The sequence below is a fragment of the Arthrobacter sp. ASL1 genome (assembly GCF_056680475.1).
Map to the genome: position 1 here is coordinate 1,368,422 of NZ_CM155284.1, position 23,155 is coordinate 1,391,576.

At 67.8% G+C, this 23,155-nt stretch carries 27 protein-coding genes; 8 read left to right on the forward strand and 19 right to left on the reverse strand.

Features of this window, described 5'->3' with window-relative positions; genetic code table 11:
- Positions 1-7: 7 nt before the first annotated feature.
- The 16 genes from AC1MEQ_RS06465 to AC1MEQ_RS06540 form a co-directional block, all read right to left on the reverse strand.
- Entirely contained in the window at positions 8-1,477 is a 1,470-nt protein-coding gene (locus tag AC1MEQ_RS06465) for a hypothetical protein (protein ID WP_479795035.1), read from the reverse strand.
- Entirely contained in the window at positions 1,474-2,250 is a 777-nt protein-coding gene (locus tag AC1MEQ_RS06470; RefSeq protein WP_479795037.1) for a C40 family peptidase, read from the reverse strand. The genes AC1MEQ_RS06465 and AC1MEQ_RS06470 overlap by 4 nt, the downstream gene beginning before the upstream one ends.
- Positions 2,247-2,675 (reverse strand): flagellar FliJ family protein, encoded by a 429-nt coding sequence (locus AC1MEQ_RS06475; protein ID WP_479795039.1) that lies wholly within the window; start codon positions 2,673-2,675, stop codon positions 2,247-2,249. The genes AC1MEQ_RS06470 and AC1MEQ_RS06475 overlap by 4 nt, the downstream gene beginning before the upstream one ends.
- On the reverse strand, positions 2,675-4,030 hold the full coding sequence (locus AC1MEQ_RS06480; protein ID WP_479795041.1) for a FliI/YscN family ATPase: 1,356 nt from the start codon (positions 4,028-4,030) through the stop codon (positions 2,675-2,677). The genes AC1MEQ_RS06475 and AC1MEQ_RS06480 overlap by 1 nt, the downstream gene beginning before the upstream one ends.
- Entirely contained in the window at positions 4,027-4,650 is a 624-nt protein-coding gene (locus AC1MEQ_RS06485) for a FliH/SctL family protein (protein ID WP_479795043.1), read from the reverse strand. Before AC1MEQ_RS06485 ends, AC1MEQ_RS06480 begins: the two co-directional genes overlap by 4 nt.
- Complete coding sequence (gene fliG, locus AC1MEQ_RS06490; protein WP_479795045.1) at positions 4,640-5,686, reverse strand: flagellar motor switch protein FliG; 1,047 nt, start codon at positions 5,684-5,686, stop codon at positions 4,640-4,642. Before fliG ends, AC1MEQ_RS06485 begins: the two co-directional genes overlap by 11 nt.
- Entirely contained in the window at positions 5,683-7,317 is a 1,635-nt protein-coding gene (fliF, locus tag AC1MEQ_RS06495) for a flagellar basal-body MS-ring/collar protein FliF (protein WP_479795047.1), read from the reverse strand. The genes fliG and fliF overlap by 4 nt, the downstream gene beginning before the upstream one ends.
- Positions 7,317-7,625 carry a flagellar hook-basal body complex protein FliE gene (fliE, locus tag AC1MEQ_RS06500; protein ID WP_479795049.1) on the reverse strand — a complete coding sequence of 103 codons (309 nt, stop codon included), beginning with the start codon at positions 7,623-7,625 and terminating at the stop codon, positions 7,317-7,319. The genes fliF and fliE overlap by 1 nt, the downstream gene beginning before the upstream one ends.
- Positions 7,625-8,017: a flagellar basal body rod protein FlgC gene (locus AC1MEQ_RS06505; RefSeq protein WP_479795051.1), complete on the reverse strand. Its 393-nt coding sequence runs from the start codon at positions 8,015-8,017 to the stop codon at positions 7,625-7,627. Before AC1MEQ_RS06505 ends, fliE begins: the two co-directional genes overlap by 1 nt.
- A 1-nt stretch (position 8,018) precedes the next feature.
- Entirely contained in the window at positions 8,019-8,360 is a 342-nt protein-coding gene (flgB, locus tag AC1MEQ_RS06510) for a flagellar basal body rod protein FlgB (protein WP_479795053.1), read from the reverse strand.
- 172 nt (positions 8,361-8,532) lie between these two features.
- Entirely contained in the window at positions 8,533-8,799 is a 267-nt protein-coding gene (locus AC1MEQ_RS06515) for a hypothetical protein (protein WP_479795055.1), read from the reverse strand.
- Positions 8,800-8,824: 25 nt separating this feature from the next.
- Positions 8,825-9,244, reverse strand: coding sequence for a flagellar export chaperone FliS (fliS, locus tag AC1MEQ_RS06520; protein ID WP_479795057.1), 420 nt, complete (start codon positions 9,242-9,244; stop codon positions 8,825-8,827).
- 2 nt (positions 9,245-9,246) lie between these two features.
- The gene (gene fliD, locus AC1MEQ_RS06525; RefSeq protein ID WP_479795059.1) at positions 9,247-10,557 is read right to left on the reverse strand and encodes a flagellar filament capping protein FliD; all 1,311 of its coding nucleotides are present in this window, start codon (positions 10,555-10,557) and stop codon (positions 9,247-9,249) included.
- Positions 10,558-10,690: 133 nt separating this feature from the next.
- Positions 10,691-11,563, reverse strand: a complete 873-nt coding sequence (locus AC1MEQ_RS06530) for a flagellin N-terminal helical domain-containing protein (protein WP_479796073.1) — start codon at positions 11,561-11,563, stop codon at positions 10,691-10,693.
- A 168-nt stretch (positions 11,564-11,731) separates the two neighbouring features.
- Entirely contained in the window at positions 11,732-12,586 is an 855-nt protein-coding gene (locus tag AC1MEQ_RS06535; protein ID WP_479796074.1) for a flagellin N-terminal helical domain-containing protein, read from the reverse strand.
- 111 nt (positions 12,587-12,697) lie between these two features.
- Positions 12,698-13,513, reverse strand: a complete 816-nt coding sequence (locus AC1MEQ_RS06540; protein ID WP_479795061.1) for a sigma-70 family RNA polymerase sigma factor — start codon at positions 13,511-13,513, stop codon at positions 12,698-12,700.
- Positions 13,514-13,764: 251 nt separating this feature from the next.
- On the opposite strand from AC1MEQ_RS06540, the gene AC1MEQ_RS06545 reads away from it, so the two are divergent.
- The 7 genes from AC1MEQ_RS06545 to AC1MEQ_RS06575 all read left to right on the forward strand — a co-directional run bounded on the left by AC1MEQ_RS06545 (position 13,765) and on the right by AC1MEQ_RS06575 (position 19,100).
- The gene (locus AC1MEQ_RS06545; protein WP_479795063.1) at positions 13,765-14,250 is read left to right on the forward strand and encodes a flagellar protein FlgN; all 486 of its coding nucleotides are present in this window, start codon (positions 13,765-13,767) and stop codon (positions 14,248-14,250) included.
- 9 nt (positions 14,251-14,259) lie between these two features.
- Positions 14,260-15,648 (forward strand): flagellar hook-associated protein FlgK, encoded by a 1,389-nt coding sequence (gene flgK / locus AC1MEQ_RS06550; RefSeq protein WP_479795065.1) that lies wholly within the window; start codon positions 14,260-14,262, stop codon positions 15,646-15,648.
- An 11-nt stretch (positions 15,649-15,659) separates the two neighbouring features.
- Positions 15,660-16,562 carry a flagellin N-terminal helical domain-containing protein gene (locus AC1MEQ_RS06555; RefSeq protein ID WP_479795067.1) on the forward strand — a complete coding sequence of 301 codons (903 nt, stop codon included), beginning with the start codon at positions 15,660-15,662 and terminating at the stop codon, positions 16,560-16,562.
- Positions 16,559-16,939, forward strand: a complete 381-nt coding sequence (locus AC1MEQ_RS06560) for a flagellar assembly protein FliW (RefSeq protein WP_479795069.1) — start codon at positions 16,559-16,561, stop codon at positions 16,937-16,939. The genes AC1MEQ_RS06555 and AC1MEQ_RS06560 overlap by 4 nt, the downstream gene beginning before the upstream one ends.
- Before the next feature lie 146 nt (positions 16,940-17,085).
- Positions 17,086-17,673: a hypothetical protein gene (locus tag AC1MEQ_RS06565; RefSeq protein WP_479795071.1), complete on the forward strand. Its 588-nt coding sequence runs from the start codon at positions 17,086-17,088 to the stop codon at positions 17,671-17,673.
- Positions 17,670-18,143, forward strand: a complete 474-nt coding sequence (locus tag AC1MEQ_RS06570; RefSeq protein ID WP_479795073.1) for a HEPN domain-containing protein — start codon at positions 17,670-17,672, stop codon at positions 18,141-18,143. Before AC1MEQ_RS06565 ends, AC1MEQ_RS06570 begins: the two co-directional genes overlap by 4 nt.
- A gap of 54 nt (positions 18,144-18,197) precedes the next feature.
- Complete coding sequence (locus AC1MEQ_RS06575) at positions 18,198-19,100, forward strand: DUF4031 domain-containing protein (RefSeq protein ID WP_479795075.1); 903 nt, start codon at positions 18,198-18,200, stop codon at positions 19,098-19,100.
- A 104-nt stretch (positions 19,101-19,204) separates the two neighbouring features.
- On the opposite strand, the gene groL is transcribed toward AC1MEQ_RS06575, so the two are convergent.
- The 3 genes from groL to AC1MEQ_RS06590 form a co-directional block, all read right to left on the reverse strand.
- Positions 19,205-20,842, reverse strand: coding sequence for a chaperonin GroEL (gene groL, locus AC1MEQ_RS06580; RefSeq protein ID WP_479795077.1), 1,638 nt, complete (start codon positions 20,840-20,842; stop codon positions 19,205-19,207).
- Between the two features lie 357 nt (positions 20,843-21,199).
- Positions 21,200-21,931: a LytR C-terminal domain-containing protein gene (locus tag AC1MEQ_RS06585; protein ID WP_479795078.1), complete on the reverse strand. Its 732-nt coding sequence runs from the start codon at positions 21,929-21,931 to the stop codon at positions 21,200-21,202.
- Positions 21,932-21,985: 54 nt separating this feature from the next.
- Positions 21,986-22,285 (reverse strand): DUF3263 domain-containing protein, encoded by a 300-nt coding sequence (locus AC1MEQ_RS06590; RefSeq protein ID WP_479795080.1) that lies wholly within the window; start codon positions 22,283-22,285, stop codon positions 21,986-21,988.
- 143 nt (positions 22,286-22,428) lie between these two features.
- Between AC1MEQ_RS06590 and AC1MEQ_RS06595 the strand changes: the two genes are divergently transcribed.
- Complete coding sequence (locus AC1MEQ_RS06595) at positions 22,429-23,151, forward strand: uracil-DNA glycosylase (protein WP_479795081.1); 723 nt, start codon at positions 22,429-22,431, stop codon at positions 23,149-23,151.
- Positions 23,152-23,155 lie beyond the last annotated feature (4 nt).

Sequence of the window (23,155 nt, forward strand, 5' to 3'; positions counted from 1 at the left end):
TTCCTTCCTAGGCCAACACGTCGAGGCGGGATGTGTCGGCGGGGGTGCCGGTCGTGTCGGTCGGCTGGTCGAGGACGGGGACGACGTCGGATGCAGGCTCCGGTAGCCCGGTTCCGGTGGTCTGCCCTGGGGTGGCGCGGCTGCCGGGGTGTTGTCCGGCGGCGCCCTGCTGCTGCCCGCTGCCCGGTGTTCCAGGCTGTTGCCCGCTGCCCGTCCCGGGTCCCGAGTCCTGCCGGTCCGGAGTCGCCAGGCTCACCGACCCGTGGCCGAGGAGCGCCAGGTCACGCCTGAGGTCACCGAGCAGGTGCCGCAGCGCGTCCCGGCCGGCGTCCGTCGGGGCCATGAGCTCCACGCGCAGGCCATCGACCCCGAGGTGGGCCTTGACGGTGACCGGGCCGAGCCCGTCGGGGGCGACGTTGACGGTCATCGTCCGGTCCCCGTGCGGGCCGGCGGCCAGCGTGGCAATGGGGCCGGCGAGTTGGCGGTTGAGCGGTTCGGGCTGCTGCGGTGCCGCGGCAGGCGTGGCGGCGGTCGGTGCGTGGACGGGTTGGAGCGCGGGTGATGACTGCACCGAGAAGGCTCCGGCAGGCTGCACCGCGGTGGTCGTGGCCGGTGCAGACCCCGACGTCGCAGGTGTATCGCCCGTAGCGGCCGGCGATGTCGATACCGAGGCATTCGCGGTGGCCACGGTGGCGGCGGCGATCGGTGTTGCCGCCGGGAAGGCGGTGGTTGCGTTGGATGGTGCCGCGCCCGTGGTGGTGGTCGTGGCGCCGGATGGTGCCGCTCCGGCGACGGGGGTCGCCGGGGATCCCGCCACAGGAGCGGCCAAAACAGCGGGGGCTGGACCCGGTGCCGCGGCCTCGGCGTTCGGGACAACTGAAGGTGCCGACTGTGGCTGGCCTTGCTGTGCCGCGGGCGTGGCCATGGCCTGGGCCGTGGCCTGCGCCGTGGCCGGGACCTGGGCGCCGGATGACGCGGGCGCCGGGATTGACGCAACATCGGCACCGGAATCCGCAGGAACCCCGGACCCATCGACGCCGACGTCAGTGGTCACGGCATCGACGGGAGCAGCTGCCGGATCGTCGGTTGCCACGACCGTATCGACAGTGTCGGAGCTCGTCGCCTCGGGCCCGATCGCAGATGTCGCGGGAGCGGCGGCGGGCAGCGGGGCCTGTCCGGGGAGCACCAGCGTCGGTGCCACTGGTGCGGCTTCGGCCGCTGGGCGGGAAACTACGGTTGCCGGCGCCCCGGCGGTGTCGGGCTGCGCGGACCTCTGGTCGGTGGTGCCCGATTGGCCGGTTTGGCCGGTTTGGTCGGGCTGGCCGGACGCGGTCGTGCCGGGTGCGGTGCCGCCGAGCTGCTCGGCGAGGGCCGCGCCGAAGGAGGCGCCGCCGTCGTGCACGGTGGAGGCCTTGCCTCCGGTTCCAGCGGCCGGCGCGGCGGTGGTGGCGGGCGCGGGGCTCAGGACGGCGTTCATGATGCCGCCCCGGCGAAGGCCGCCTGCTGCAGGGCCAGGGCGGCCGCAGCCCCGGACGACGCGGCCGGAGCCACCGTGGCCTGGGCCTCGGCCGGGACGATGCGGCGGATGGTCATGATGTCCTTGTCCTTCTCGAACAGTTCGCGGATGCTGACCTTCTCCCCCGGCCGGGGTGCGTGGATCATCTGGTTGTCGCCGAGGTAGATGCCGATGTGCTTGCCGTTGCGCAGCACCAGCAGATCGCCGGGCTTGGCCTGCGCCAGCGAGGGGACCTCGGTGCCGACGGTGGCCTGCTGGCGCGCAACGCGTGGCAGGTCGATGCCCAAATCGCGGAAGGTGTGCTCGACCAGCGACGAGCAGTCCAGGCCGATCGCCGGGTTGTTTCCGCCCCAGACGTAGGGCACGCCGAGGTACTTCTTCGCGGTGGCGACCACGTCGGCCCCGGTCGTTTCGCCGTGCTTCTTGACCGGGCCGACCTCGTCGGCGGTGCCGGTGCGCTTCGCGCCGGTGGCGGCCGCGGGGTCCTGCTTCAGTGCGGTGGCCAGGGCGCCGGAGAACGCGTCGGCGCCGGTGGTCCCGGATCCGCCGGCCACGCCGGCGGCGGAGCCGGCCAACGTGGTGGCCGCCAGCTGGGCGGCTGCGGAGGCGGCGGTGTTCGACGAGGACCCGGTCGCCGCGGCGGTGGCCGAGGACGCGCGCTGCTGGGCGCCGGAGACCTGGGCCAGCGTCGACTGGATGGTGGTGATGCGCCCGAGCGCTTCGGTGATGCTCATGATCCGTTGTCCTTTGTGCGTCGTCCACGGGACGCCACTTCATCGAGTGCTGCCTGTTCACGGGCCAGGTCCCCGGCGGCCAGGGCCGCGTGGTGGCGATCGCCGAGCTTCTGCAGCACGAGCGCGTCGCGGCGGGCCAGCCGGTAGTGGTCCCTGGCGGCGTTCGCCTCGTCGGCGAGGCTTTCGACCAGTCCGTCCAGTTCGACGAGCATCCCCCGGGTGGAGGCCCTCACGGCGGCGACGGCCTGCAGGGCCTCGATGCTGTCCGCTTCCAGTGGGGTGGCCTCGGCGCGGGCGCGCAGCCGATTGACGCGTTCGTGTCCCTCGCGCAGCCCGGAATTGGCGGCGGCGAGCTTCCCGGCGGCCTGGGCCTCCTGGGAATCGCGCAGGCGCAGCAGGCCGGCGAGGCGGAAGGCTCGGGACATCAGGCCACCCCCATGTTGTTTACGAGAGAGGTGAGTTCGGACCAGGCCGCGGTGGCCGGTACGGGGGCGTCGAGCCGCTGGCAGAGGAACGCGTTGATGTCGTCCTCGTGATCGACGGCGGCATCGACCAGCGGGTTGGTCCCGCGCTGGTAGGCACCGACGTCGAGCAGGTCCTGGGCGGCCCGGCGGGCGGCCAGGATGCGGCGCAGCGACGCGGCGGTGGCCGCATCGTCGCGGGTGGTGACCCGGGAGGCGACGCGGGAGACCGAGCCCAGGACGTCGATGGACGGGAAGTGCCCGGCGACGGCGAGCTTGCGGTCCAGGACCACGTGCCCGTCGAGCAGGGAGCGGGCCGAGTCGGCGATGGGTTCGTTGTGGTCATCGCCATCGACCAGGACGGTGTAGATCCCGGTGATGGACCCCGTGGCGTCGGTGCCGGCGCGTTCGAGCAGGCGGGCCAGCAGCGAGAAGGTCGAGGGCGGGTAGCCGCGGGTGGCCGGGGGTTCGCCGGCGGAGAGGCCGATCTCGCGCTGGGCCATGGCCACACGGGTCAGCGAGTCCATCATCAGCAGCACGTCGGAGCCGCCGTCGCGGAAGTGCTCGGCGATGCGGGTGGCGGCGAAGGCGGCGCGAAGCCGCATGCGGGCGGGCTCGTCGGAGGTGGAGACGACGACGATGGACCGGGCCAACCCCTCGGGTCCGAGGTCCTCCTCGAGGAACTCGCGCACTTCGCGGCCGCGCTCGCCGACGAGGGCGATGACGTTGACCTCGGCGTTGGTGCCGCGGGCGACCATGGACAGCAGGGAGGACTTGCCGACGCCGGAACCGGCGAACAGGCCGATGCGCTGGCCGCGGCCGACGGCCGTCATGGTGTCCAGGGCGCGGACCCCGAGCTGGAGCTGCTCGCTGATGCGCGTGCGGTCCATCGGATTGGGCGGCTCGTTCTCCAGGGCGACCAGTTCGTGGCCACCGAGCGGTCCCTTGCCGTCGATGGGCCGGCCCAGTCCGTCGATGACCCGGCCCATCAGGGCGTGGCCGACCGGGATCAATGCCGGGCGCCCGGTGGTGCGCACTTCGTCTCCGGCGGAGATGGATTCCAGGGCGCCCAACGGCATGCAGTGCAGGGTCTTGCGGGTGGCGGCGACGACCTCGGCCGGGACGCGGGCCTCGCCGATGTGCACGACGGCGCCGACGGGGCAGGACAGCCCGGAGACCTCCAGGCCGAGGCCGAGGATGGAGGTGACGACGCCGACGCGGGCGGGAGACGCTGCGGCGAGCACTGGCGGCAGCTCGGGCAGCCGGGATCCCACCGTCGGTCTGGGTCCCGTTCTGGGTTCCGTGGCCAGCGCGTTCATGCGTCATCACCACGCAGGGCGGCCCGGCAACGGGCCAGCGCCTCGCCGATGCGTGCGTCGAGGAAGCCGTCCTCAAAATTGGTGACCGCGTCGCCGCGCTCCAACCGGGGGTCGGCGACCAGGTCGATGCGCCCGTCCAGGTCAAGCCCGGTGGGCAGGACCGCCAGGTCGTCGGGGTGCAGGCGCACCGCTTGGACGGTGGAGGCATCGACGCCGGCCAGAGCGCGGGAGAGGGCGGCGCGGGCACCGTGTTCGGTGTCCAGCAGTTCGGTGCCCAACACGGCCTGGGCCAGGTCGAGGGCCGACTCGGCCAGCAGCTGGGAGGCGTCCTCGATGACCGGCAGCATGCGCCGGTGCAGCGCGACGGCGGCGGCGTTCAGGGTGGCCACTGCCGCGGAGAGATCTCGTTGGCGTCCGATTTCGGCGGCGTGGTGCCGGCGCTGGATTTCCGCGCGCAGGTCGCGGACGTCGGCCTCGGCGGCGCGCCGGCCGGCCGCGTAGCCCGCCGCGTAGCCGCTGGCCCGGGCCGCGGTGGCCTCGCCGGTGGTCGCCGCGGTGCCGACGGCGGAGAAGACCGCGGGACGGAAATCTGCCGGGTCGGTGATGGTCTCAGAGAACATAGTCGTCTTCGTCCCCGCGTTGCACGGTGATCTCGCCCTCGGATTCGAGTTGGCGGATGGAGCGCACGATGTCGGCGCGGGCCTGTTCGACCTGCGAGACCCTGACCTTGCCCATGGCCTCGATCTCGCCCTTGAGGATCTCCTGGGTGCGGTCGGAGATGTTCGCGCGGATCGTGTCCACCACGGGTGCGGCTGCGCCCTTCATCGCCAGGGCGAGGGTCTTGGGGTCGATGCCGCGCAGCACGCGCTGGACGTCGCGGCGGTCGAACTTCACCAGGTCGGCGAACGTGAGCATCCGCGAACGGACCTCCTCGGCGAGCTCGGGGTCGTTGGCGTCCAGGCTGGCCAGCAGGTCGCGTTCCATGGCGACGTCGGAGCGGTTGATGATGTCCACCAGCGGCTGGATGCCGCCGACGACGTCGGCCTCCTCGCGGGGGCCCACCATGGAACCGGCGCGGGCCTTGAGCGCTTCGGCGACGATCTTGATGTACTCCGGGGAGGCCGAACCCATGGCGGCCAGGGCCCGGGCGACGTCGGTGCGCAGCTCGGACTCGAAGCCGGCCAGCACCGCCGAACCGATGTCGGCGGGCAGGTGGGCGATGACCAGGGCGATCGTCTGGGGCAGTTCGCCGTCGAGCAGCGAGACGATCTGGGTCGCCTCGGCCGCGCCGAGGAACTCGAAGCTGCGCCCGGCGTTGGTGCTGGCGATGCGGTCCAGCACGGAGGAGGCTCGTTCGGACCCGAACGATGCCTCGAGCAGGCCGGCGGCGAAGTCCTTGCCGCCGCGGGTCCCGGCCTTGCCGGAACTGGTCAGTTCATGGACCTCGGCCAGCGCCTGTTCGGCGACCTTGCTCTCGACCCGGCGCAGGCGCACGAGTTCCGCGGCGATCTCGTCGGCCTCCGCCTCGGAGAACTGGCGCATGACGGCCGCGGCGTTGGCCCGGTCCATCTGCATGAGCACGATGGCGACCTTCTGGGTGCCGGTCAGTTCGGTGACGGTCGGCTGCGCGCCGGCCATTTCGGTGACGGAGCTCATGCGTTGGCCCGATCATCCATGACCGTGCGCAGGTAGTCCGCCATCATGGCGGGGTCGGAGGCCGCCATGGCGTCGAGATCCGTGCGCTGCTGGGCCGCATTGGCGTCCGCTCCGAAGCCCGCTGTAGCGACCGGTACCGGGATGGGCGCCGCTACGGCCGCAGGGGTCGGGATGGACGGAATGGAGGTGGTCGACGGGGAACCGAGGGACTGGAAGGTGTCCTTCAGCGGCTCGTATTCGTGGAATTCCCCGATGTCCAGCGGTTCGCGGTTCTGCCGGTTGCGGCGGCGGAACAGGATGACGGCCAGGATGAGCAGCAGGCCGAGCACCGCGGCACCGGCAATGACCAGGGTCCGCATCAGTTCGGCCTGGCGGGCTGCCTCGGCGTCGGCGGTCGCTGCGGCCAGGGCGTCCTTGGCAGCGGTGGCGTCCGTGGCGTTGAACGGGATGAGGTTGACGCTGACCAGGTCGCCGCGCTTGGCGTCGACGCCGGCGGCGGCGCCGATCATGTCGGTGACCTGCTTGACGTCCAGGCCGGGGGCCGCGTTGGCGTCCAGGGCAACGGAGATGGTCTGGCGTTTGAGCGTGCCGGCCGGGATGGTGCGGTCCTCGGTGACCTTGTTGACGGCGTTGGTGCGGTCGCTGTTCTTGGAGGTGAAGGTGCCGTCGCCGTTGGCGTTCTCCGGCACCGCGATGTTGTCCGGGCCCAGCACACCGGCGCTGGTCCCGCCGCCGCCGGCGTAGTTCTCGGTCTTGGTGGATTCGGTGAGGGCGGGCTTGCCGTCCGGGTTGGTGAAGGATTCCTCCTTGCGCTGCGCCGATTCCATGCTCATGTCCGCGGCGACGGCGACGGTGGCGTTGCCCCGGCCGACGACCCGGTCGAGCATGCCCTGCACTGCGTTGGTGGTGCGCTCTTCGTAATCTGAGGACTGGGCGTCCACTCCGCCGGTGGCGCCGACGCCGACGGCGGAGAGCAGCGTGCCGGCGGAGTCGACGACTGCCACGTTGTCGGGCTTGAGCCCGTCGACGGCGGCGGAGGCAAGATGCACCACGGATTGGACCTGGTCGCGCGTCAGCGTGGTCCCGGGGGTGGTCTCGACGAAGATCGAGGCGGTCGGGTCGACCTTGGAGTCCACGAAGACGGTCTCCTCCGGGATGGCCAGCTTCACCGAGGCCATCTTGACGCCGTCGAGCGCCTCGACGGTCTTGGCCAGCTCGCCCTCGAGGGCGCGCTTGTAGGTGACGGACTGCTGGAACTCACTGGAGGTGACCCCCATGTTGTCCAGCAGCGAGTAGCCGGCCTGGCCCGCACCGGCGGTGGGCATGCCGGCGGCGGCGGCCTTCAGCCGCGCGTCGTACACGTTCTCCTGCGGCACCATGATGGTCGAGCCACCGTTGCTGAGCTCGTAGGGCACCCCATCGGTCTTGAGCTGGTCGACGATCGCCGACGCGTCCGCACCGTCCAGCCCGCTGAACAGCGGCGAGTACTTCGGCTGCGTCATGAAGGTGCCCAAGGCGATGGCGCCCAGGACCAGCACGGCGATGCCGATGATCGCGACGGTGCGCTGGCCGACGCTGAAGCCGCGGAGGGTGGCGCCGAGCTTGGCCAGCGGCGCGGGAACGTTTGCCATCAGGCTTGCATCCTCATGACCTCGTTGAACGCCTCGACCCCGCGATTGCGGAAGGTGGCGGCCATTTCAAGGGCGATGGAAGACCGGCTGGAGGCCAGCGTGGCGGCGTGGATGTCGGTGAGGTCACCGGTGACTGCCTTGATGGCCAGGTCGTTGGAGGTGGACTGCAGCGACTGCACGTTCTCCAGGGCGCCGGTGAGCGTGGAGGCGAACTGGGAACCGTCGGTGGACGGCATCTCCGTCTTGGGCGCGTAGCCGGTGGCGGTGGTCGGTGAGACCCCCATGACGGGAGGGATGACGGCGGGCATCAGTTGCGTCCGATCTGGAGTGCGGCCTGGTAGGTTTCCTTGGCCCGGTCAACGACGGCGGCGTTGGCCTGGTAGCCGCGCTGGGCCATGATCAGCGCGCCCATCTGCTCGGAGTAGTCGATGTCCGGGTAGCGGACGTTGCCGTTCGCGTCGGCGAGCGGATTGCCCGGCTCGTGCACCACCCGGCCGGCGGCGTCGCCGAGTTCGGTGCCGGCAACGTACACCCCGTTGTCGTCTCCCCCGGCCTGGGCCAGCACGTAGCGGGCCCGGAAGGCGTCGCCGCTCGTCGCGGTGGCGGTGTTGATGTTGGAGAGGTTGTCCGCAACGGCGTCGAGCCACTTGCGGTGTACGGTCAGGGCGGTTCCGGCGATGCCGATGGCGTCCAGGGGCATGTCAGTTGCTCCTCAGTGCGGTGCGGATTCCGTTGAAGGTTCCGGAGGCGGCCTGCGTGGCGAACTGGTAGCGCAGCACGGTGTCGATGTTCGACAGCGTCTCGGTATCCATGTTCACGTTCGAGCCGTCGAGCCGGGTCGGCTCCAGCGAGGTGGCCTTCGTGGCCGTCGCGTGGCCGTCGCCGTTGGCCACGGAGCGGGCCAGCGTGTCCTCGAAGGAGACGCGTTCGGCGTGGTAGCCGGGCGTATTGACGTTGGCGATGTTGTTGGCGATGGCACGCTGGCGCATGGCCAGGCCATCGAGGGCGCTTTCCAGCGCGACCGACGTGACGGATTCGAACACGGCTTACCGCTCCAAGGTCGAGACACTGCCCGTCCGTGGGCCATAAAGGGGTGAGCAATCCGTGCTCACTGGCAACCATCGGCCGGTGATACCGGTCCGTTAGCGGTTGCTTCAAGATTCGATGAAAACTTTCTGTCAATCCGAGATACCGGGTCCAACCGCGAAGCGCAGATCAGCCCGAAACGTCTAGGTAGACGGACGAGCCGCCATCTTCGGCCAGCGGCACCGAGCGCACCGCGGCCAGCTGCCGGGCGATCTCGTCCCGCGCCGCGGCGGTTCGTGCGGCGGCCTCGTTCAACGCGGCGAGCAGGCCCTGCGCACGGGGTGCCAATTCCGCGGGCAGTGGACCAAGCCCGGACGGCGGCGTCCAGGGCGCGACGACGGTGCCGACTTCGGGGGCCCGGTTCGCTTCCAGCTGGTACTCAAGGTCTTCCAGCACGTGTGTCCAGGCAACATGGGCGGTCCTATCCAACACTCAGGGCCCCGGCGGCCAACGGCGCGGCAGCTACCTGCTGCTGCGCGGCCTCGTGCCAGCTTTGGCGCAGCGGTTCGAGCAGCTCGATGCATTCGCGCGTCCTGGCTGCGTCGCGGGTGGTGTTGGCGTTCATCATCGCAGTGGTGGCATAGGTGTAGAGCGCCATCAGGTCCGCGGCGCCGTCCCAGACGTCGAGCTTCAACGTGCTGGAGAGCTCGGCGACGATGGCCTGCGCGTGGATCAGGTTCTCCGAGGCCACGGTCCATTGCTCGTTCTGCTGGGCGGCCTCGGCGCGGCCGAGGTCCAGGAGCAGACGATCGTAGAGCATCGTCAGCAGGCGTGCCGGGCTGGCGGAGAGGACGGCCTCGCGGTTGAGCTGGGCGCGTTTCTGGGCTGCATTCATCATCATGGTTAGCTTCCGTTCGTGCTCGGGAGCGAGGACAGTTGGGCGGTGAGCCAGGAGGACTGGGAGTTCAGCGAACTGAGCTGGACCTCCATGGCGGCATAGGTCTTCTCGAGCGTGGCGCGACGGGTGGCGAGGCGGCGGTCCCAGTCCATGACCTGGTCATCCAGGCGGTTGATGGTGGATTCCTGGCCTTTGATACGGGCGGTAATCTGGCCGTCGTACTTGTCGGACATCGCAACCGCTGTGGTGTTGATCCGCGACGCGATCTCCTGCAATGTCGCCTCCACGGCTGCGGGGTTCGCAGCCAGGGCGGCCTGGAACTTCTCGTCGTCGTAGTCGATGGTGCCGGACTTGTTGATGCTGATGCCGATCTCAGACGGCGACTTGCCGTTAACCGGTAGCGTGGCGGCTGAGAGGATCCGCTGGTTCACGTCTCGGGCCGTGCTATCGCCAGTGAAGATCATGGCCTTCGTCGCACCGTCGGCGGCGGAAGTGACCGAGGAGTTGGCGGAGATGAATTTGAAGAGCCCATTGAGGTTGTCGACCAGGCCCTTGGCGACTATGCCGGCTGCTTCCCGGTCGCGCTCCACGGTGACCGTCACGGATTCGGTCGAGGCCTTGGCGACGGTGATGTCCACGCCGGGCAGCAGGTCCTCAAAGGTGTTGGTCGACGAGGAGACAACCTGCTCGGCGGCGGTACCAGACCAGAGTGTGACGCTCGCATCTTGAGCGGTTTTGACCGGGATCAGCGCTCCCCCGGCTGCGCCGGAAATACTGAACTCCCCCGCGGCCCCGGTTTCGGCGGCCGAGAACTGGAGGCGATAGGTGCCGTTGCCCGCTGCGACCTTGACGGCCTTGACTCCGGCTTCGGAATTATTGATAGCGCGGACCACATCGTCAAGCGAGGTGGAATCGGCGGCGATATCGACGGCGGTGCCGTCGGACTTCGTGATGGAGAATGAGGATTCGGTCCACTCCGTGACGGGCGCGGATACGGCTACCTTGGCCTGGGCGACAGCACTGACGACGAAGTCGATGGAACCCGGTGAAGCGCCACTCCCCGCGCTGGCTTTGGCGGCGTCGGAGCTGCTGGATGTGGTGAACAACTGCAGGGAGTCTGGCTTGGCCGTCTTCTCCGTCAGGTCGGCCAGGTCGGCGACCTTGGTGTTCAGGGCCTGCAGCGCGGAGATCATGGTCTGCGTTGCGGAGACCTTGTTCTTGAGGATGTTCTGCGGGATGGCCTCGGCCTGCATGAGCGTGTTGATCAGGGCCGTGGTGTCCAGGCCGGACGATAGACCGTCGAGCGCGATGCCCATGCTGTCCCCTTTGGTGGTTTCTGGTAGTACTTGATGCGTTCCGCGAACGGCGCGTGGCGGCCGTTATCTGGCGGGGGGCCGGTCCGGCCGCCACACACCGTTCGTGGAACTTTCAGTTCAATGCGTCAGTGGCCTAACGCAGGAGCTGAAGAACTCCCTGGTTCGCCTGGTTCGCCTGGGCCAGCATGGAGGTGCCTGCCTGGGAGAGGATGTTCGAGCGGGTGAACTTCACCATCTCGGCAGCCATGTCGACGTCGCGGATCCGGGACTCGGCGGCCGTGAGGTTCTCACGGCCAACGTTCAACGAATTGATCGCGGATTCGAAACGGTTTTGCACGGCACCGAGTTCCGAACGATTCGTTGAAACTGCAGTGATTGCCGTATCAATGGCGGTGATCGCCAATGCGGCATTCGCGGCCGTGTCGAACATGAAGTTCGCGGCGTCAGGCGTATGCGTGCTCGCGGCCCCTGCCGCTCCGTAGGTAATCGCTGTGATCGACGCCAAGGAAGCCTTCATGTCGGTCATGTTGACCTGGATTTGCGACGACGTCGAACCGTCAGCGCCGACCTGGAACGACATGGCAGCACCCTTGAGCAGGTCAATTCCATTGAACTTCGTCGTATCCGCGATCCGCACGAGTTCATCCGTGAGACCCGTAACTTCTTCCTGGATCGCCGTGCGGGAGTTTGCGTTGTTGGAGTCGTTGCCGGCTTGGACGGCCAGATCACGCATACGCTGAAGGATGGAGTGGACCTCGGTCAGGGCGCCTTCAGCGGTCTGGATGACCGAGATGCCGTCCTGGGCGTTGCGGGCGGCAACGGTGTAGCCGTTGACCTGCGAACGCAGGCCCTCGGAGATCGCCAGGCCAGCCGCATCATCGGCGGCCCGGTTGATGCGCAGTCCGCTGGACAGCTTCTCCAGCGACTTGGAGAGGTCATTCTGCGTGTTGCCCAGGTTGCGCTGTGCGTTGATCGCAGAAAGGTTGGTGTTAACGGTCATACCCATGGTGATTTCCTCCGTGAAGTGGGTGATTGCGCGACGTTCGTCCATGAACGTCGCTTTCGTAGGTTCCCAGAGCAATTCTGAGAACACATCTGGACAGCCTTCTCCGACTTCGTATCAACGTGGACGCAGAAGACTGGCTATTCCGGTCGCAGTTCATCGATGAACGAATCAGCGGAGAAGCTGCAGGACACCCTGGTTCGACTGGTTCGCCTGGGCCAGCATGGAGGTGCCGGCCTGGGAGAGGATGTTTGAACGGGTGAACTTGACCATCTCGGCAGCCATGTCGACGTCGCGGATCCGCGATTCAGCGGCAGTCAGATTTTCACGCCCAACATTCAGACTGTTGATGGCCGACTCAAGGCGATTTTGTGAAGCGCCCAGTTCGGCGCGTGCGGTGGACACGCTGGTGATTTGCGTGTCGATGGCGGTGATGGATGTGGCGGCCGCCGTGGCGGTGGCAAAGCCTGCCGTCGCCAGCGTGGTGATTGCAGTTCCGATGGCTGCCACATCGGCCGGCTTCAGGTCGACGATGATCTGGTTGCTGGATGTCCCACCGGCACCAACCTGGAAGCTCAGCTGGCCCGTTCCATCACCGGACGTGGCACCCGTCAACAGCGAAATACCGTTGAAGTTCGTGGTCGCAGAGATGCGGGTGAGTTCCTCGCCCAGCTGTTCGACTTCGGTCTGGATCGCAGTGCGGGAATCTGCGTTGTTGGAGTCGTTGCCGGCTTGGACGGCCAGATCACGGACTCGCTGAAGGATGGAGTGGACCTCGGTCAGGGCGCCTTCAGTGGTCTGGATGACCGAGATGCCGTCCTGGGCGTTGCGGGCGGCAACGGTGTAGCCGTTGATCTGCGAACGCAGGCCCTCGGAGATCGCCAGGCCAGCCGCATCATCGGCGGCCCGGTTGATGCGCAGTCCGCTGGACAGCTTCTCCAGCGACTTGGAAAGGTCATTCTGCGTGTTGCTCAGGTTGCGCTGTGCGTTGATCGCAGAAAGGTTGGTGTTAACGGTCATACCCATGGTGATTTCCTCCGTGAAGTGGGTGTTCATGCGAGGTCCGTCCGTGGACCTCAACCACACCTATCGGCAGGACTCCCTATGGGCGTTAGTTGTATGGAAGAAAAGATTCCGTCAGAGCGCCGGCGCAGCCGGATTGAGCCGGTGTACGACGTCGGCAGTGCGGGCGATCCCGCCGGCAGCCTGCTCGCCAAAGGCCTTAAGGTATCCGCTACGACGTTGGGCCGCCACGCGAGAAACCGGTTCGGGAGCAGCTTTCTGCTCCGTGTCGGCATAGTGGGCCTGCATACCGTCGCGGAGCAGACGCATGGCCTCCGAGCGTTGCTGGGAGACTGCCGAGTGGGTGATTCCCAATTCGGCGGCAACTTCCTTGACCGTCGATCCCTCGAAGTAGATGCGCTGGACGATGTGGCGCATCTTCTCCGGGAGCACCTTGACGGCGGTGCGGACCATTGCAGTGCGCTCATCGGCGAGCAGTCGCTGCTCGGGAGTTTCGGTTTCGGCGACCAGGTAGTCGGCCATGACATCGTCGATGCCGACGACGGTACGGGCGGCATCCTGCATAGCAGCGTGGACTTCGTCTTCGGCGACGCCCAGTGCGTGGGCGAGCTCCGCCGTCGTCGGCGTGCGCCCTAGGCCAGCGGTCAGCGCTTCTTGGACGCTCTTGGTTTCCTTGATGCGCTTGCGGGCGCCACGTGTGGCCCAGTCGCTGGAACGCATATCGTCGGCGAAGGCGCCCACGATGCGCCGGCGGGCATAGGCGCCGAAGGGGACACCGAGCGTCGAATCGAAGGAGTCGGCTGCCGTGATGAGGGCGATCGTGCCCACTGAAACCAGGTCCTCGCGTGAGAGATGGGTGGCCTTGGCACACATCTCGGCGGCCAAATAACCGACCAACGGAAGATTGTCGACAACCATCTGGTTGCGCACAGAACTATCCACTTACTCGCCCCAATCAAGTAAATAGCGGCCAGCCATACCGACCGCTTGGGGCAGAGCGAAAATCCCCCCCACAGCAGATATTAGTTTAACTTTGTGGAATTTGGATACCCCTAATTTCGTTCTTCTTGTGTGGGGCTCCTAACGGTGTCGAAAAGCCAGCCGATAGACTCCTGTATGCCGGGGGGCAACATGGAAGATAGGCGTGAGGTCTACCCGACAAGCCGAGGGGATCGTGGCGCATGAGTGCCAATGAATTATCCGCACTGTTGTGGAAAGAACGTGAGCTGCTGGAGCTTCTCCAGTTCAAGCTCGAGGAAGAACAGCTCCTCTTGGTTTCCGGGAAGAGCCGCTGGATCGGCATGGCCACCCGCGAAGTCGAAAGCATCCTGGAGAAGGTGCACACTGCCGGGCTGACGCGTTCCGTCGAAGCGGCCTCGGTCGCAACCGCGTGGGGACTGCCCGCAGACGCACCGCTGGCCGACATTGCCGCCCAGGCGCCCAAGGGCCCTTGGACCGACATCCTGGCCGCACACTTGACCGCGCTGCGGGAGATCACCGACCAGATCGCCACCCTGCGCGAAGCCAACGAACAATACCTGCGTGCGGCCTACCGCTCCACCCAGGAGACCCTGGCCACGCTCGACGACGAACGACCCGGCTACGACAAGACCGGAACCGGGGCTGCCACCCGCGTCGGCGCACGCATCATCGACACGAGCCTCTAGGACGAGACCATGAGCACCTTTAGCGGATTGAACACGGCGATGACCGGGCTGAATGCCGCCCGCATGGGCCTGGAGACCACCGGTAACAACATCATCAACGTCAACACCCCCGGCTACACGCGTCAACGCGCCGAACTCACTGCCGTGGGTGCTCTGGCGTCCACGGGGCTGATCGCCTCCCGTCCCGGCCTCGGCCAAGGAGTTTCGGTTGCCGGCATCGCCCGGCTGGCCGACGCCCACCTGGACGCCCGGTTGAACTCAACGTCCGGTGCCGTCGGCCAGGCCGATACCCGGGCCGCGGCGCTCATGGACATCGAGGCGACCCTGCGCGAGCCCGGTGAGAACGGGCTGTCAGCCCTGCTGGGCAAGTTCTGGAACGCCTGGGAGGGCGTCGCCAACCAGCCAGGCGAAGCGGCGCCTGCGACCGTCTTGATCTCCAGCGCGAACGCTGTCGCCGACCGGCTGGAGCTCATGCACGGCGAGCTCTCCGACCAGTGGTCCGCGCAGCGCACCGCGCTCGACACGATGGCCTCGGAGTTGAACTCCACTGCGGCACGTGTGGCCGAACTCAACGGAAGCATCAAGTCCACGATCGCTGCTGGCGGCAACGCCAACGAAATGCTGGACCACCGCGCGATGCTGGTCAATCGGCTGGCCGAGCTCTCCGGGGCGACTTCAAGCGAAAATGCGGGCAGCTTTGAGGTGAAGATCGGCGAGAAGGTCCTGGTTTCCGGTACGGCTTCCACCCCGCTGACTGTCGCCGGAGGCGAAGCCCTCGGAAGTGCTGATGGCGGCCCCACCGTGGACTTCGATGTGCAGGGCGGACGCATTGCCGGCGCACTGTCGCTCCTCGGCCCGGCCAATGGCACGGGAACCGGTGGCGCCATCGCCCAAATGGCCGCTTCGCTGGATGGCGTAGCCAAGAACCTCGTCGAGTCCGTCAACCAGGCCCACCGGCAAGGTACTACGGCCGGCGGCGTCACGGACAGTAATTTCTTCGATCCAAACAAGACGACTGCCGCTGACCTCTCCGTTATTGTCGGCTCCGCAGCCGAACTTGCAACGCGTGGCGAAGACGGCGGGAAGCTGGACGGTTCCAATGCCTCTCTCATTGCCGATCTCGCGACGAGCAAGGACGGCCCAGACAAGCAATGGTCCACTGTCGTCGTCTCCGCAGGCCTGGCAGCCCAGGCCGAAGCGCAGCAGTCTGTCACCGCTGCTCTCGCCCACAACGCGGCGGCAGCCCAGCAGCAATCGGCGACCGGCGTTTCACTCGATGAGGAAAACGTCGCACTGCTCGCCTACCAACATGCCTACCAGGGCGCCGCGCGCGTCATGACCGCAGTCGATGAAATGCTCGATACGCTGATCAACCGCACCGGCATCGTCGGACGCTAGGGGAAGGAACCATGATCACCCGCATCACGAACGCCGGCATCAGCGCCGCCGCCACCCGCAATCTGCAGACCGCCATGCAGCGGCTGGCCACGGCGCAGACCAATGCCTCCTCGCTCGAAGCGATTTCCAAGCCCAGCGACAACCCCGCAGGCGTGGCCACCTCCATGGCGGTCCGTGCCGAGACGCGCGCCAACGCCCAGTACAGCCGCAACGTCGGCGACGCCCAAGGGTGGCTGGCCACCGCGGACACCGCGCTGGCGTCGGCGACCACCGTCCTCAATCGCGTTCGTGAGCTCACCGTTCGCGGAGCCAACGACGGCAGCATCAATGCCAACGGCAAAGAAGCCATCGCCATCGAGCTCGAGACGCTGCGCGACAGCCTGATGGATGCGGCGAATACCCATTACGCCGGGCGCACCATCTTCGCCGGAACCTCCGACGCCGGCGTTGCCGTCGTGAAGAACGACGACGGTTCCGTCACTATCCCGCCCTCCGGCGGCAGCGTCGACCGACGCACAGGAGCCAACACGACCATCCGCGTGGACACGGATGCCACGGCCGTCTTCGGCCCTGCCGAGGAAGGCGGAGACGACGTGTTCTCGCTGATCAGCAACATCATCAAGGACCTGCGCGCCGGGACGAACATCTCCTCCCGCATCGATCAGGTCGACGCCTCCATGCAGCAGGTACGGGACGCCCAGACCTCCGTCGGTGTCCGCCATGCCACGGTCCTGGCCGCGAAGTCGTCGCTGCTCGACGACGCCGTCGTCTTGGAGGGCCGGCGCTCGGCCGTCGAGGACATCGACCTGGGCACCGCGATCCTGGACCTGAAGACCCAGGAGGTCGCCTACCAGGCGGCCCTGGCCGCCTCGGCCAAGGTCCTGCAGCCGACGCTGATGGACTTCCTGCGATGAGCACGCGTCTGGCCTTCGCCGCCCCAATGCCCGGGCTCACCGACCTGACCGAGTTCACCCTCGAACCGGTCCAGGATGCCGTGGGCCTTTACTCACTCGATTCGGCCACTAGCCCGGACATCCGCTTTTTCGTGTTGGATGCGGCCACGCACCTGCCGGACTACACTCCGCGGTTCTCCGCCGAGCAGCTGGCCCTCGTCGGTTCCCCAGCGAAGCAGCAGCTGTCCGTGCTGACCCTGGTCAATACGTCGGATAGCGAGGCCACGGTGAACCTGCTGGCCCCGGTGCTCGTGAACCCCGAAACCGGGGCCTGTGCCCAGGTGATCCTCGAGGGCCAGGATTGGCCGCTGCGCTCCCCGCTGGGCGCCACTGCCTGAACAAGTGACATCAGGGCCGGTATATGCTCCGCGGCCGCGGGGCGTAGAGAGGTGAAAGGGGGGGGAGTCCTTGCCCGGCCCGTCGCTCCGTCGATGAGGCCCACACGGCTTCACTTTCACAATCGATGAATGTACCATCACCGAATATGAAGAGTCATAGCCCATCTCTCTCCCCGTTCATGCGTTCTGACGCACAGGGCGACATCCTCGCCGTGCTTCTGCTGAGCCCCGACCGTGAGTTCAGCCTCAGCGACTTGGCCCGGCAAACTGGAGCCCTCGGAGCCACGGTGCACAGGGAAGTCGAACGTTTGATTGAGTTCGGGCTCCTTCTCGATCGCCGTGTGGGCCGAACTCGCGTCATCAAGGCGAACACCTCCAACCGGATTTATGGCCCGATGTCGGAGATCATCATCGATACGTACGGACCGCGGCCCGTCCTCCAGGACGTCCTGTCAAGTGTCAATGACGTGGAGTCCGCATATATTTACGGTTCGTGGGCAGCGCGCCGGTCCGGCATCCCCGGACCGCCGCCCAACGACATCGATGTCCTGGTGCTCGGGTCGCCTAACCGCACGGAGCTGGCGCGCGCTGCGACGGAGGCAGGCCGCCGCTTGGGTCGTGAGGTCAACATCCATAGATCCACCCGCCAAGCCTGGGAAAACGGTGACGGGCCGTTCGAGCGGACCGTCAAGGACCAGCCGATCGTCGAACTTTCCTTACAGGCTGCGGCATGAGTATCAACCGCTGGGCGCAGGGTCGGGCAGTCGTCGATGATCTCCTGAAGCGGGGACAACTCGAACGGGTCGCCGCCAGCCGCGAGCTCGCAGACCTCATGATCGATCAGGCCGTAAAACACCTGGAGTCAGCACTGCTACTCGCACCAGTGGACACTGCAGGGGCTTTCCAGCTGGCCTACGACGCCGCGCGGAAGGCCTTGGCGGCCGTCTTGGCCAATCAAGGACTCCGCGCCAGAGGCGCGGGCGCCCACGCCACTTTGTATGAGGCCGTACGAGCACAGTTGCACCCGCCACTAGGCAGAGATCTTGAGCCTTTCGGTTGGATGCGACCACTACGCAATGACACCGAATACCCCAGTCTGGATCGGCCGGTCGCCACGGCCGATGATGTAGAAGAAGCCACCGCGGCCGCCGCCGTCATCATTCAGCGGGCCGCCAAGGTGCTGGGCAGCATGCCCATCTACTAACCCCGCTGGGCGCCACGGCCTGATCGGTCGCGGCGCTCCGGGTAATCTGGGCCCATGGCCATCCTCATCGATCCCCCACTGTGGCCCGCCCACGGCACGGAGTTCTCGCATCTGGTCTCCGACGTCTCGGTCGAGGAACTCCATGCCTTCGCCGCGGCCGCCGGACTCACCAACCGCGCCTTCGACCGCGACCACTACGACGTGCCGCGCAAGCGGTTCGACGATCTCGTCGCCCGCGGTGCGCTGCCGGTACCGGCCTCCGAGCTCGCCCGGCGCCTCATCCGTTCCGGCGTGCGCATCCCGGCCCGGCAGCGCCCCGAACGCCTCGACGGCGTCCTCACCGACGCGTGGGACCGCCTGCTGCCGGGCCATCCGGGTCTTTCCGCCCGGCTGATCAGCCGCTGGTCCGAGCCCCACCGGCAGTACCACGACCGCGCCCACCTGCTCGCGGTACTGCGGGCCCTGGACCTGCTGCGCTCACGCGGCGAGCCGGTCGGCCCCTACCCGCGGGCACCGTGGCTGGCCGCCTGGTTCCACGACGCCGTCTACCGGGGCGTCGCCGGGCAGGACGAGGAGCAGTCCGCCCAACTGTCGGAACGGCTGCTCCCGTCCGCAGGCGTCCCCGCGGACGAGGTGACCGAGGTCGCCCGCCTGGTGCGGTTGACCGCCAGCCACTGGCCAGAGGCGGACGACGCCGGCGGACGCCTGTTGTGCGACGCGGACCTGGAGGTCCTGGCCCGGCCCCGGCCCGCCTACGCCCGCTACGCGGCCGCCGTGCGCCGCGAGTACGCCCACGTCCCCGAGGCGGACTTCGCGGTCGGCCGTGCGGAGGTGCTGCGCACCCTGCTGGCGACGGTCCCGCTGTACGCCACGGCCACCGGCCAGCAGTTATGGGAAGTGGCCGCCCGGGAGAACCTCACCGCCGAGCTGGCCGACCTGGGTTACCCGGCGCCCTGACCCCGCTCCGAGGCAGCCGCCGGTTAAAGCCGCCGGCGCGGCCACCTCCGTGAGGTGGCCGCGCCGGCGTCGTACTAATGGGTAGGGCTGGAAGGCCCGGGTGGCTAGAAGCCTCCCATGCCGCCCATGCCGCCCATGTCATCGCCGCCGGGCATGCCGGCACCAGCCTTTTCCGGCTTGTCGGCGACAACGGCCTCGGTGGTGAGGAACAGGCCCGCGATGGACGCCGCGTTCTGCAGGGCAGAGCGGGTCACCTTCACCGGGTCGTTCACGCCGGCCTTGAGCAGGTCCTCGTAGACGCCGGTGGCGGCGTTGAAGCCGTGGCCCGAGGGCAGGCCCTTCACCTTGTCGGCGACGACGCCTGGCTCCTGGCCGGCGTTGAAGGCGATCTGCTTCAGCGGAGCCTCGATGGCGACCTTGACGATGTTGGCGCCAGTGGCCTCGTCGCCTTCCAGGGTCAGCTTCGCGAAGGCCTTCTCGCCGGCCTGGATGAGGGCTACGCCGCCGCCGGCGACGATGCCCTCTTCCACTGCTGCCTTGGCGTTGCGCACTGCGTCTTCGATGCGGTGCTTGCGCTCCTTGAGCTCGACCTCCGTGGCGGCACCGGCCTTGATGACTGCCACGCCGCCGGCCAGCTTGGCCAGGCGCTCCTGCAGCTTCTCGCGGTCGTAGTCCGAATCGGAGTTCTCGATCTCGGCGCGGATCTGGTTGACGCGGCCGGAGATCTCCTCGGCGTCGCCCGCACCCTCGACGATGGTGGTCTCGTCCTTGGTGACCACGATCTTGCGGGCGGTGCCCAGCTGGTCCAGGGTGGCGGTCTCGAGCGAGAGGCCGACCTCCTCGGAGATGACCTGGCCACCGGTGAGGATGGCGATGTCGGCCAGCATGGCCTTGCGGCGGTCGCCGAAGCCCGGTGCCTTGACGGCGACGGACTTGAAGGTGCCCTTGAGCTTGTTGACGACCAGGGTGGCCAGGGCCTCGCCCTCGATGTCCTCGGCGATGATCAGCAGCGGCTTGCCGGACTGCATGACCTTCTCGAGGATGGCGACCATGTCCTTGACGGACGAGATCTTGGAGTTGACGATCAGGATGTACGGATCCTCGAGGACCGTTTCCTGGCGCTCGGCGTCGGAGACGAAGTAGGCCGAGAGGTAGCCCTTGTCGAAGCGCATGCCCTCGGTCAGCTCGAGGTCCAGCCCGAAGGTGTTGGACTCCTCGACGGTGATGACGCCTTCCTTGCCGACCTTGTCCAGTGCCTCGGCGATGAGCTCGCCGATCTGGGTGTCGCCGGCGGAGATCGACGCGGTGGCGGCGATCTGCTCCTTGGTCTCGATCTCCACGGCGGAGGCGAAGAGCTCGGCGGTCACTGCCTCGACGGCCTTCTCGATGCCGCGCTTGAGCGACAGCGGGTCGGCGCCGGCGGCAACGTTGCGCAGGCCTTCCTTGACCAGGGCCTGGGCCAGCACGGTGGCGGTGGTGGTGCCGTCGCCCGCGATGTCGTCGGTCTTCTTGGCGACCTCCTTGACCAGCTCGGCGCCGATCTTCTCGTACGGGTCGTCCAACTCGATTTCCTTGGCGATGGAGACGCCGTCGTTCGTGATGGTGGGGGCGCCCCACTTCTTCTCGAGGACGACGTTGCGACCGCGCGGGCCGAGGGTCACCTTGACGGCGTCGGCCAGGGTGTTCAGACCCCGTTCGAGGCCGCGGCGTGCTTCCTCGTCAAATGCAATCATCTTGGCCATAGTGGCTAGTGGTCCTTTCGGGACAGTCATGCGAATTCATGGTCCAGCTGAAACGCCCGCGACGGACGGGTGGGGGTCCTGCGTTGTCTGAACGCCGTTCCCCTACCCTCGTTGCAACTGATCCGGGGGTCACGCGGTGTGTGTGGGGCCGCGCTGCACGACGACGGATTCGATCCGTGCCGCGCTTAGCAGTCCCAACACCCGAGTGCTAAGTCAATTATTGGCACTCCCCACCCGAGAGTGCAAGCCGTTGGCGCGGATTTCGTGAAAATACACCGAAGTTGACCGGCAAGCGTTCGCCAGGAGCACAGGTTCCGGGCGTGTCCGCCGGGTGTCCGCCGGCGGTGCGGCTCGTTCCTAGAAGTCGGAACCGAGGACGACGGCGATGGAACCGGGGATGTTCGAGGTCTGGTAGACCGTGCCGATCCCCAGGGCGCTGGCGGCCTTCTCGGCCGTGGCCTTGTCCGCATCGGACTTGTAGTAGACGATCGACGTGTTGACCTTCTTGGTCCAGTTTGCCGCGCCGACGTTGGTGAACCCGGCGCCGGAGAGCGTGCTCTGGCCGGAGGCCGCCAGTCCGGAACGGCGCGATCCGTTGAAGACGCCGATCTTCGTGGTCAGGTCGGGCCCGGCGTTGGCCGCGCTGGACGATGCGGCGGCCGCCGAACTGGAGGAGGCCGCGGCCTCGGATTCCTTTGCCGCGGAATCGGCGGCGGCAGACTCGGCTGCGGCCTTCGAGGCGGCAGCCGCGGCGGCCGCGGCGGATTCGGATGCACCGGCACCGTCGGTCGCGGCCCCGGAGGCGCCCTGCGTCGCGGACGATGCACCGGCGTCGCCCGAGGTGGACGCGGACGGAGCGCTGGATGAGCTGGAGGATGCTGCAGCGGTGGTGGCGACCGGCTCGCCGGTCAGCTGCGGCAGGACGAAGTAGCTGAAGAGCCCGACGACCAGGGCGAGGACGCCGAACGCCACGATCCACCCCAGCGGCGAGCGGCGCGCGGCCGTCCCGACGATGGCCTGGCGGTGGACACCCTTGCGGTTGGTGAATTCCGGGACCCTGTCGAACTCGTCGTTCGGGTACTTCGTCATCGCTGTCCTTGGTTCCTTTGGTGCGTCAGGCAGGTGGTGGCGCGGCCCTCCGCCCTACGCATCGCCTGCCAGCCGGCGGGCGCTACGTGCGCGGTGCCTCGTCGATCGAAGTCTACGCAATCTTTTGACCAACATCGGGTCATGGGCCAACGCGGCGTCCGTGTCGATCAGCGCGTTGAGCAGCTGGTAGTAGTTCGCCGCCGACAAGTCGAAGAGCTCGCGGATGGCCTGTTCCTTGGCGCCGGCGTACTTCCACCATTGGCGCTCGAGGGCCAGGATCCGCTGGTCACGTTCGTCCAGGGCACTGGTCTCGTCGACGTCGAACTCCAGCTCGCCGGCTTGAACCGCCATCATGTGCCTCCTCGGGCCGTCTCTGTTGCTGCATCCCGCGGCCCGGCCGTCGCCGGCGCGCGGGGTCTTCCCCACCCTCCATGATAGGGGCGAATCACATCGATGTCATTTGGCGTGCGGCGCGTCCCGCCGGGCAGAATGGGCCCATGGACACCGATGCGCCGCAGACCCCCTGGCCAATGGCCCCGGATTGGGCGCTGGCCCTGGATCCGGTGCTGCCACGGTTGCGCGAGGTCGAGGCCGAGCTGTCGCGGCGCCGCGATGCCGGGGAGCTCATCCTTCCCGCCCCCGGACACGTGCTGCGCGCCTTCCACCGCCCGATGGCCGAGGTCAAGGTCCTCGTCCTCGGCCAGGACCCGTATCCGACGCCAGGCCACTCGATTGGGCTGGCCTTCGCCGTGGACGCCGCCGTGCGCCCGCTGCCGCGCAGCCTGGCCAACATCTTCGCCGAATACACCGCCGACACCGGCAACCCGTTCCCCGCCACCGGCGACCTCACGCCGTGGGCCGACCAGGGCGTGCTGCTGCTGAACCCCATCCTCACGGTTGCCGCCGGGCAGACCAATTCACACCAGAAGCTGGGCTGGCAGGAGATCACGACCGCGGCGCTGACGGCACTGGCCGGCCGCGGCACCCCGCTGGTCTCGATCCTCTGGGGCCGGCACGCCCAGCGCTTCGAACCCCTGCTGGGCACGACGCCGGTGATCACCAGCGCACACCCCTCTCCCCTGTCTGCGCGGCGCGGCTTCTTCGGCTCGCACCCGTTCACCCGGGCCAACGAACTGCTGGCGGACCAGGGGGCGGAGCCGGTGGATTGGCGGCTCCCGGCCGCCGAACCGGCCCCCGAAAACACCCTGCCAGGGCTGTAGGAGA

Excerpts from the sequence above, each read along its gene's own strand:
- AC1MEQ_RS06465 (WP_479795035.1), bottom strand. The coding sequence starts at position 1,477 with ATGAACGCCGTCCTGAGCCCCGCGCCCGCCACCACCGCCGCGCCGGCC.
- AC1MEQ_RS06470 (WP_479795037.1), bottom strand. The coding sequence starts at position 2,250 with ATGAGCATCACCGAAGCGCTCGGGCGCATCACCACCATCCAGTCGACG.
- AC1MEQ_RS06475 (WP_479795039.1), bottom strand. The coding sequence starts at position 2,675 with ATGTCCCGAGCCTTCCGCCTCGCCGGCCTGCTGCGCCTGCGCGATTCC.
- AC1MEQ_RS06480 (WP_479795041.1), bottom strand. The coding sequence starts at position 4,030 with ATGAACGCGCTGGCCACGGAACCCAGAACGGGACCCAGACCGACGGTG.
- AC1MEQ_RS06485 (WP_479795043.1), bottom strand. The coding sequence starts at position 4,650 with ATGTTCTCTGAGACCATCACCGACCCGGCAGATTTCCGTCCCGCGGTC.
- fliG (WP_479795045.1), bottom strand. The coding sequence starts at position 5,686 with ATGAGCTCCGTCACCGAAATGGCCGGCGCGCAGCCGACCGTCACCGAA.
- fliF (WP_479795047.1), bottom strand. The coding sequence starts at position 7,317 with ATGGCAAACGTTCCCGCGCCGCTGGCCAAGCTCGGCGCCACCCTCCGC.
- fliE (WP_479795049.1), bottom strand. The coding sequence starts at position 7,625 with ATGCCCGCCGTCATCCCTCCCGTCATGGGGGTCTCACCGACCACCGCC.
- AC1MEQ_RS06505 (WP_479795051.1), bottom strand. The coding sequence starts at position 8,017 with ATGCCCCTGGACGCCATCGGCATCGCCGGAACCGCCCTGACCGTACAC.
- fliS (WP_479795057.1), bottom strand. The coding sequence starts at position 9,244 with ATGATGATGAATGCAGCCCAGAAACGCGCCCAGCTCAACCGCGAGGCC.
- fliD (WP_479795059.1), bottom strand. The coding sequence starts at position 10,557 with ATGGGCATCGCGCTCGACGGTCTATCGTCCGGCCTGGACACCACGGCC.
- AC1MEQ_RS06530 (WP_479796073.1), bottom strand. The coding sequence starts at position 11,563 with ATGGGTATGACCGTTAACACCAACCTTTCTGCGATCAACGCACAGCGC.
- AC1MEQ_RS06535 (WP_479796074.1), bottom strand. The coding sequence starts at position 12,586 with ATGGGTATGACCGTTAACACCAACCTTTCTGCGATCAACGCACAGCGC.
- AC1MEQ_RS06545 (WP_479795063.1), top strand. The coding sequence starts at position 13,765 with ATGAGTGCCAATGAATTATCCGCACTGTTGTGGAAAGAACGTGAGCTG.
- flgK (WP_479795065.1), top strand. The coding sequence starts at position 14,260 with ATGAGCACCTTTAGCGGATTGAACACGGCGATGACCGGGCTGAATGCC.
- AC1MEQ_RS06555 (WP_479795067.1), top strand. The coding sequence starts at position 15,660 with ATGATCACCCGCATCACGAACGCCGGCATCAGCGCCGCCGCCACCCGC.
- AC1MEQ_RS06560 (WP_479795069.1), top strand. The coding sequence starts at position 16,559 with ATGAGCACGCGTCTGGCCTTCGCCGCCCCAATGCCCGGGCTCACCGAC.
- AC1MEQ_RS06565 (WP_479795071.1), top strand. The coding sequence starts at position 17,086 with ATGAAGAGTCATAGCCCATCTCTCTCCCCGTTCATGCGTTCTGACGCA.
- AC1MEQ_RS06570 (WP_479795073.1), top strand. The coding sequence starts at position 17,670 with ATGAGTATCAACCGCTGGGCGCAGGGTCGGGCAGTCGTCGATGATCTC.
- AC1MEQ_RS06575 (WP_479795075.1), top strand. The coding sequence starts at position 18,198 with ATGGCCATCCTCATCGATCCCCCACTGTGGCCCGCCCACGGCACGGAG.
- groL (WP_479795077.1), bottom strand. The coding sequence starts at position 20,842 with ATGGCCAAGATGATTGCATTTGACGAGGAAGCACGCCGCGGCCTCGAA.
- AC1MEQ_RS06585 (WP_479795078.1), bottom strand. The coding sequence starts at position 21,931 with ATGACGAAGTACCCGAACGACGAGTTCGACAGGGTCCCGGAATTCACC.
- AC1MEQ_RS06590 (WP_479795080.1), bottom strand. The coding sequence starts at position 22,285 with ATGATGGCGGTTCAAGCCGGCGAGCTGGAGTTCGACGTCGACGAGACC.
- AC1MEQ_RS06595 (WP_479795081.1), top strand. The coding sequence starts at position 22,429 with ATGGACACCGATGCGCCGCAGACCCCCTGGCCAATGGCCCCGGATTGG.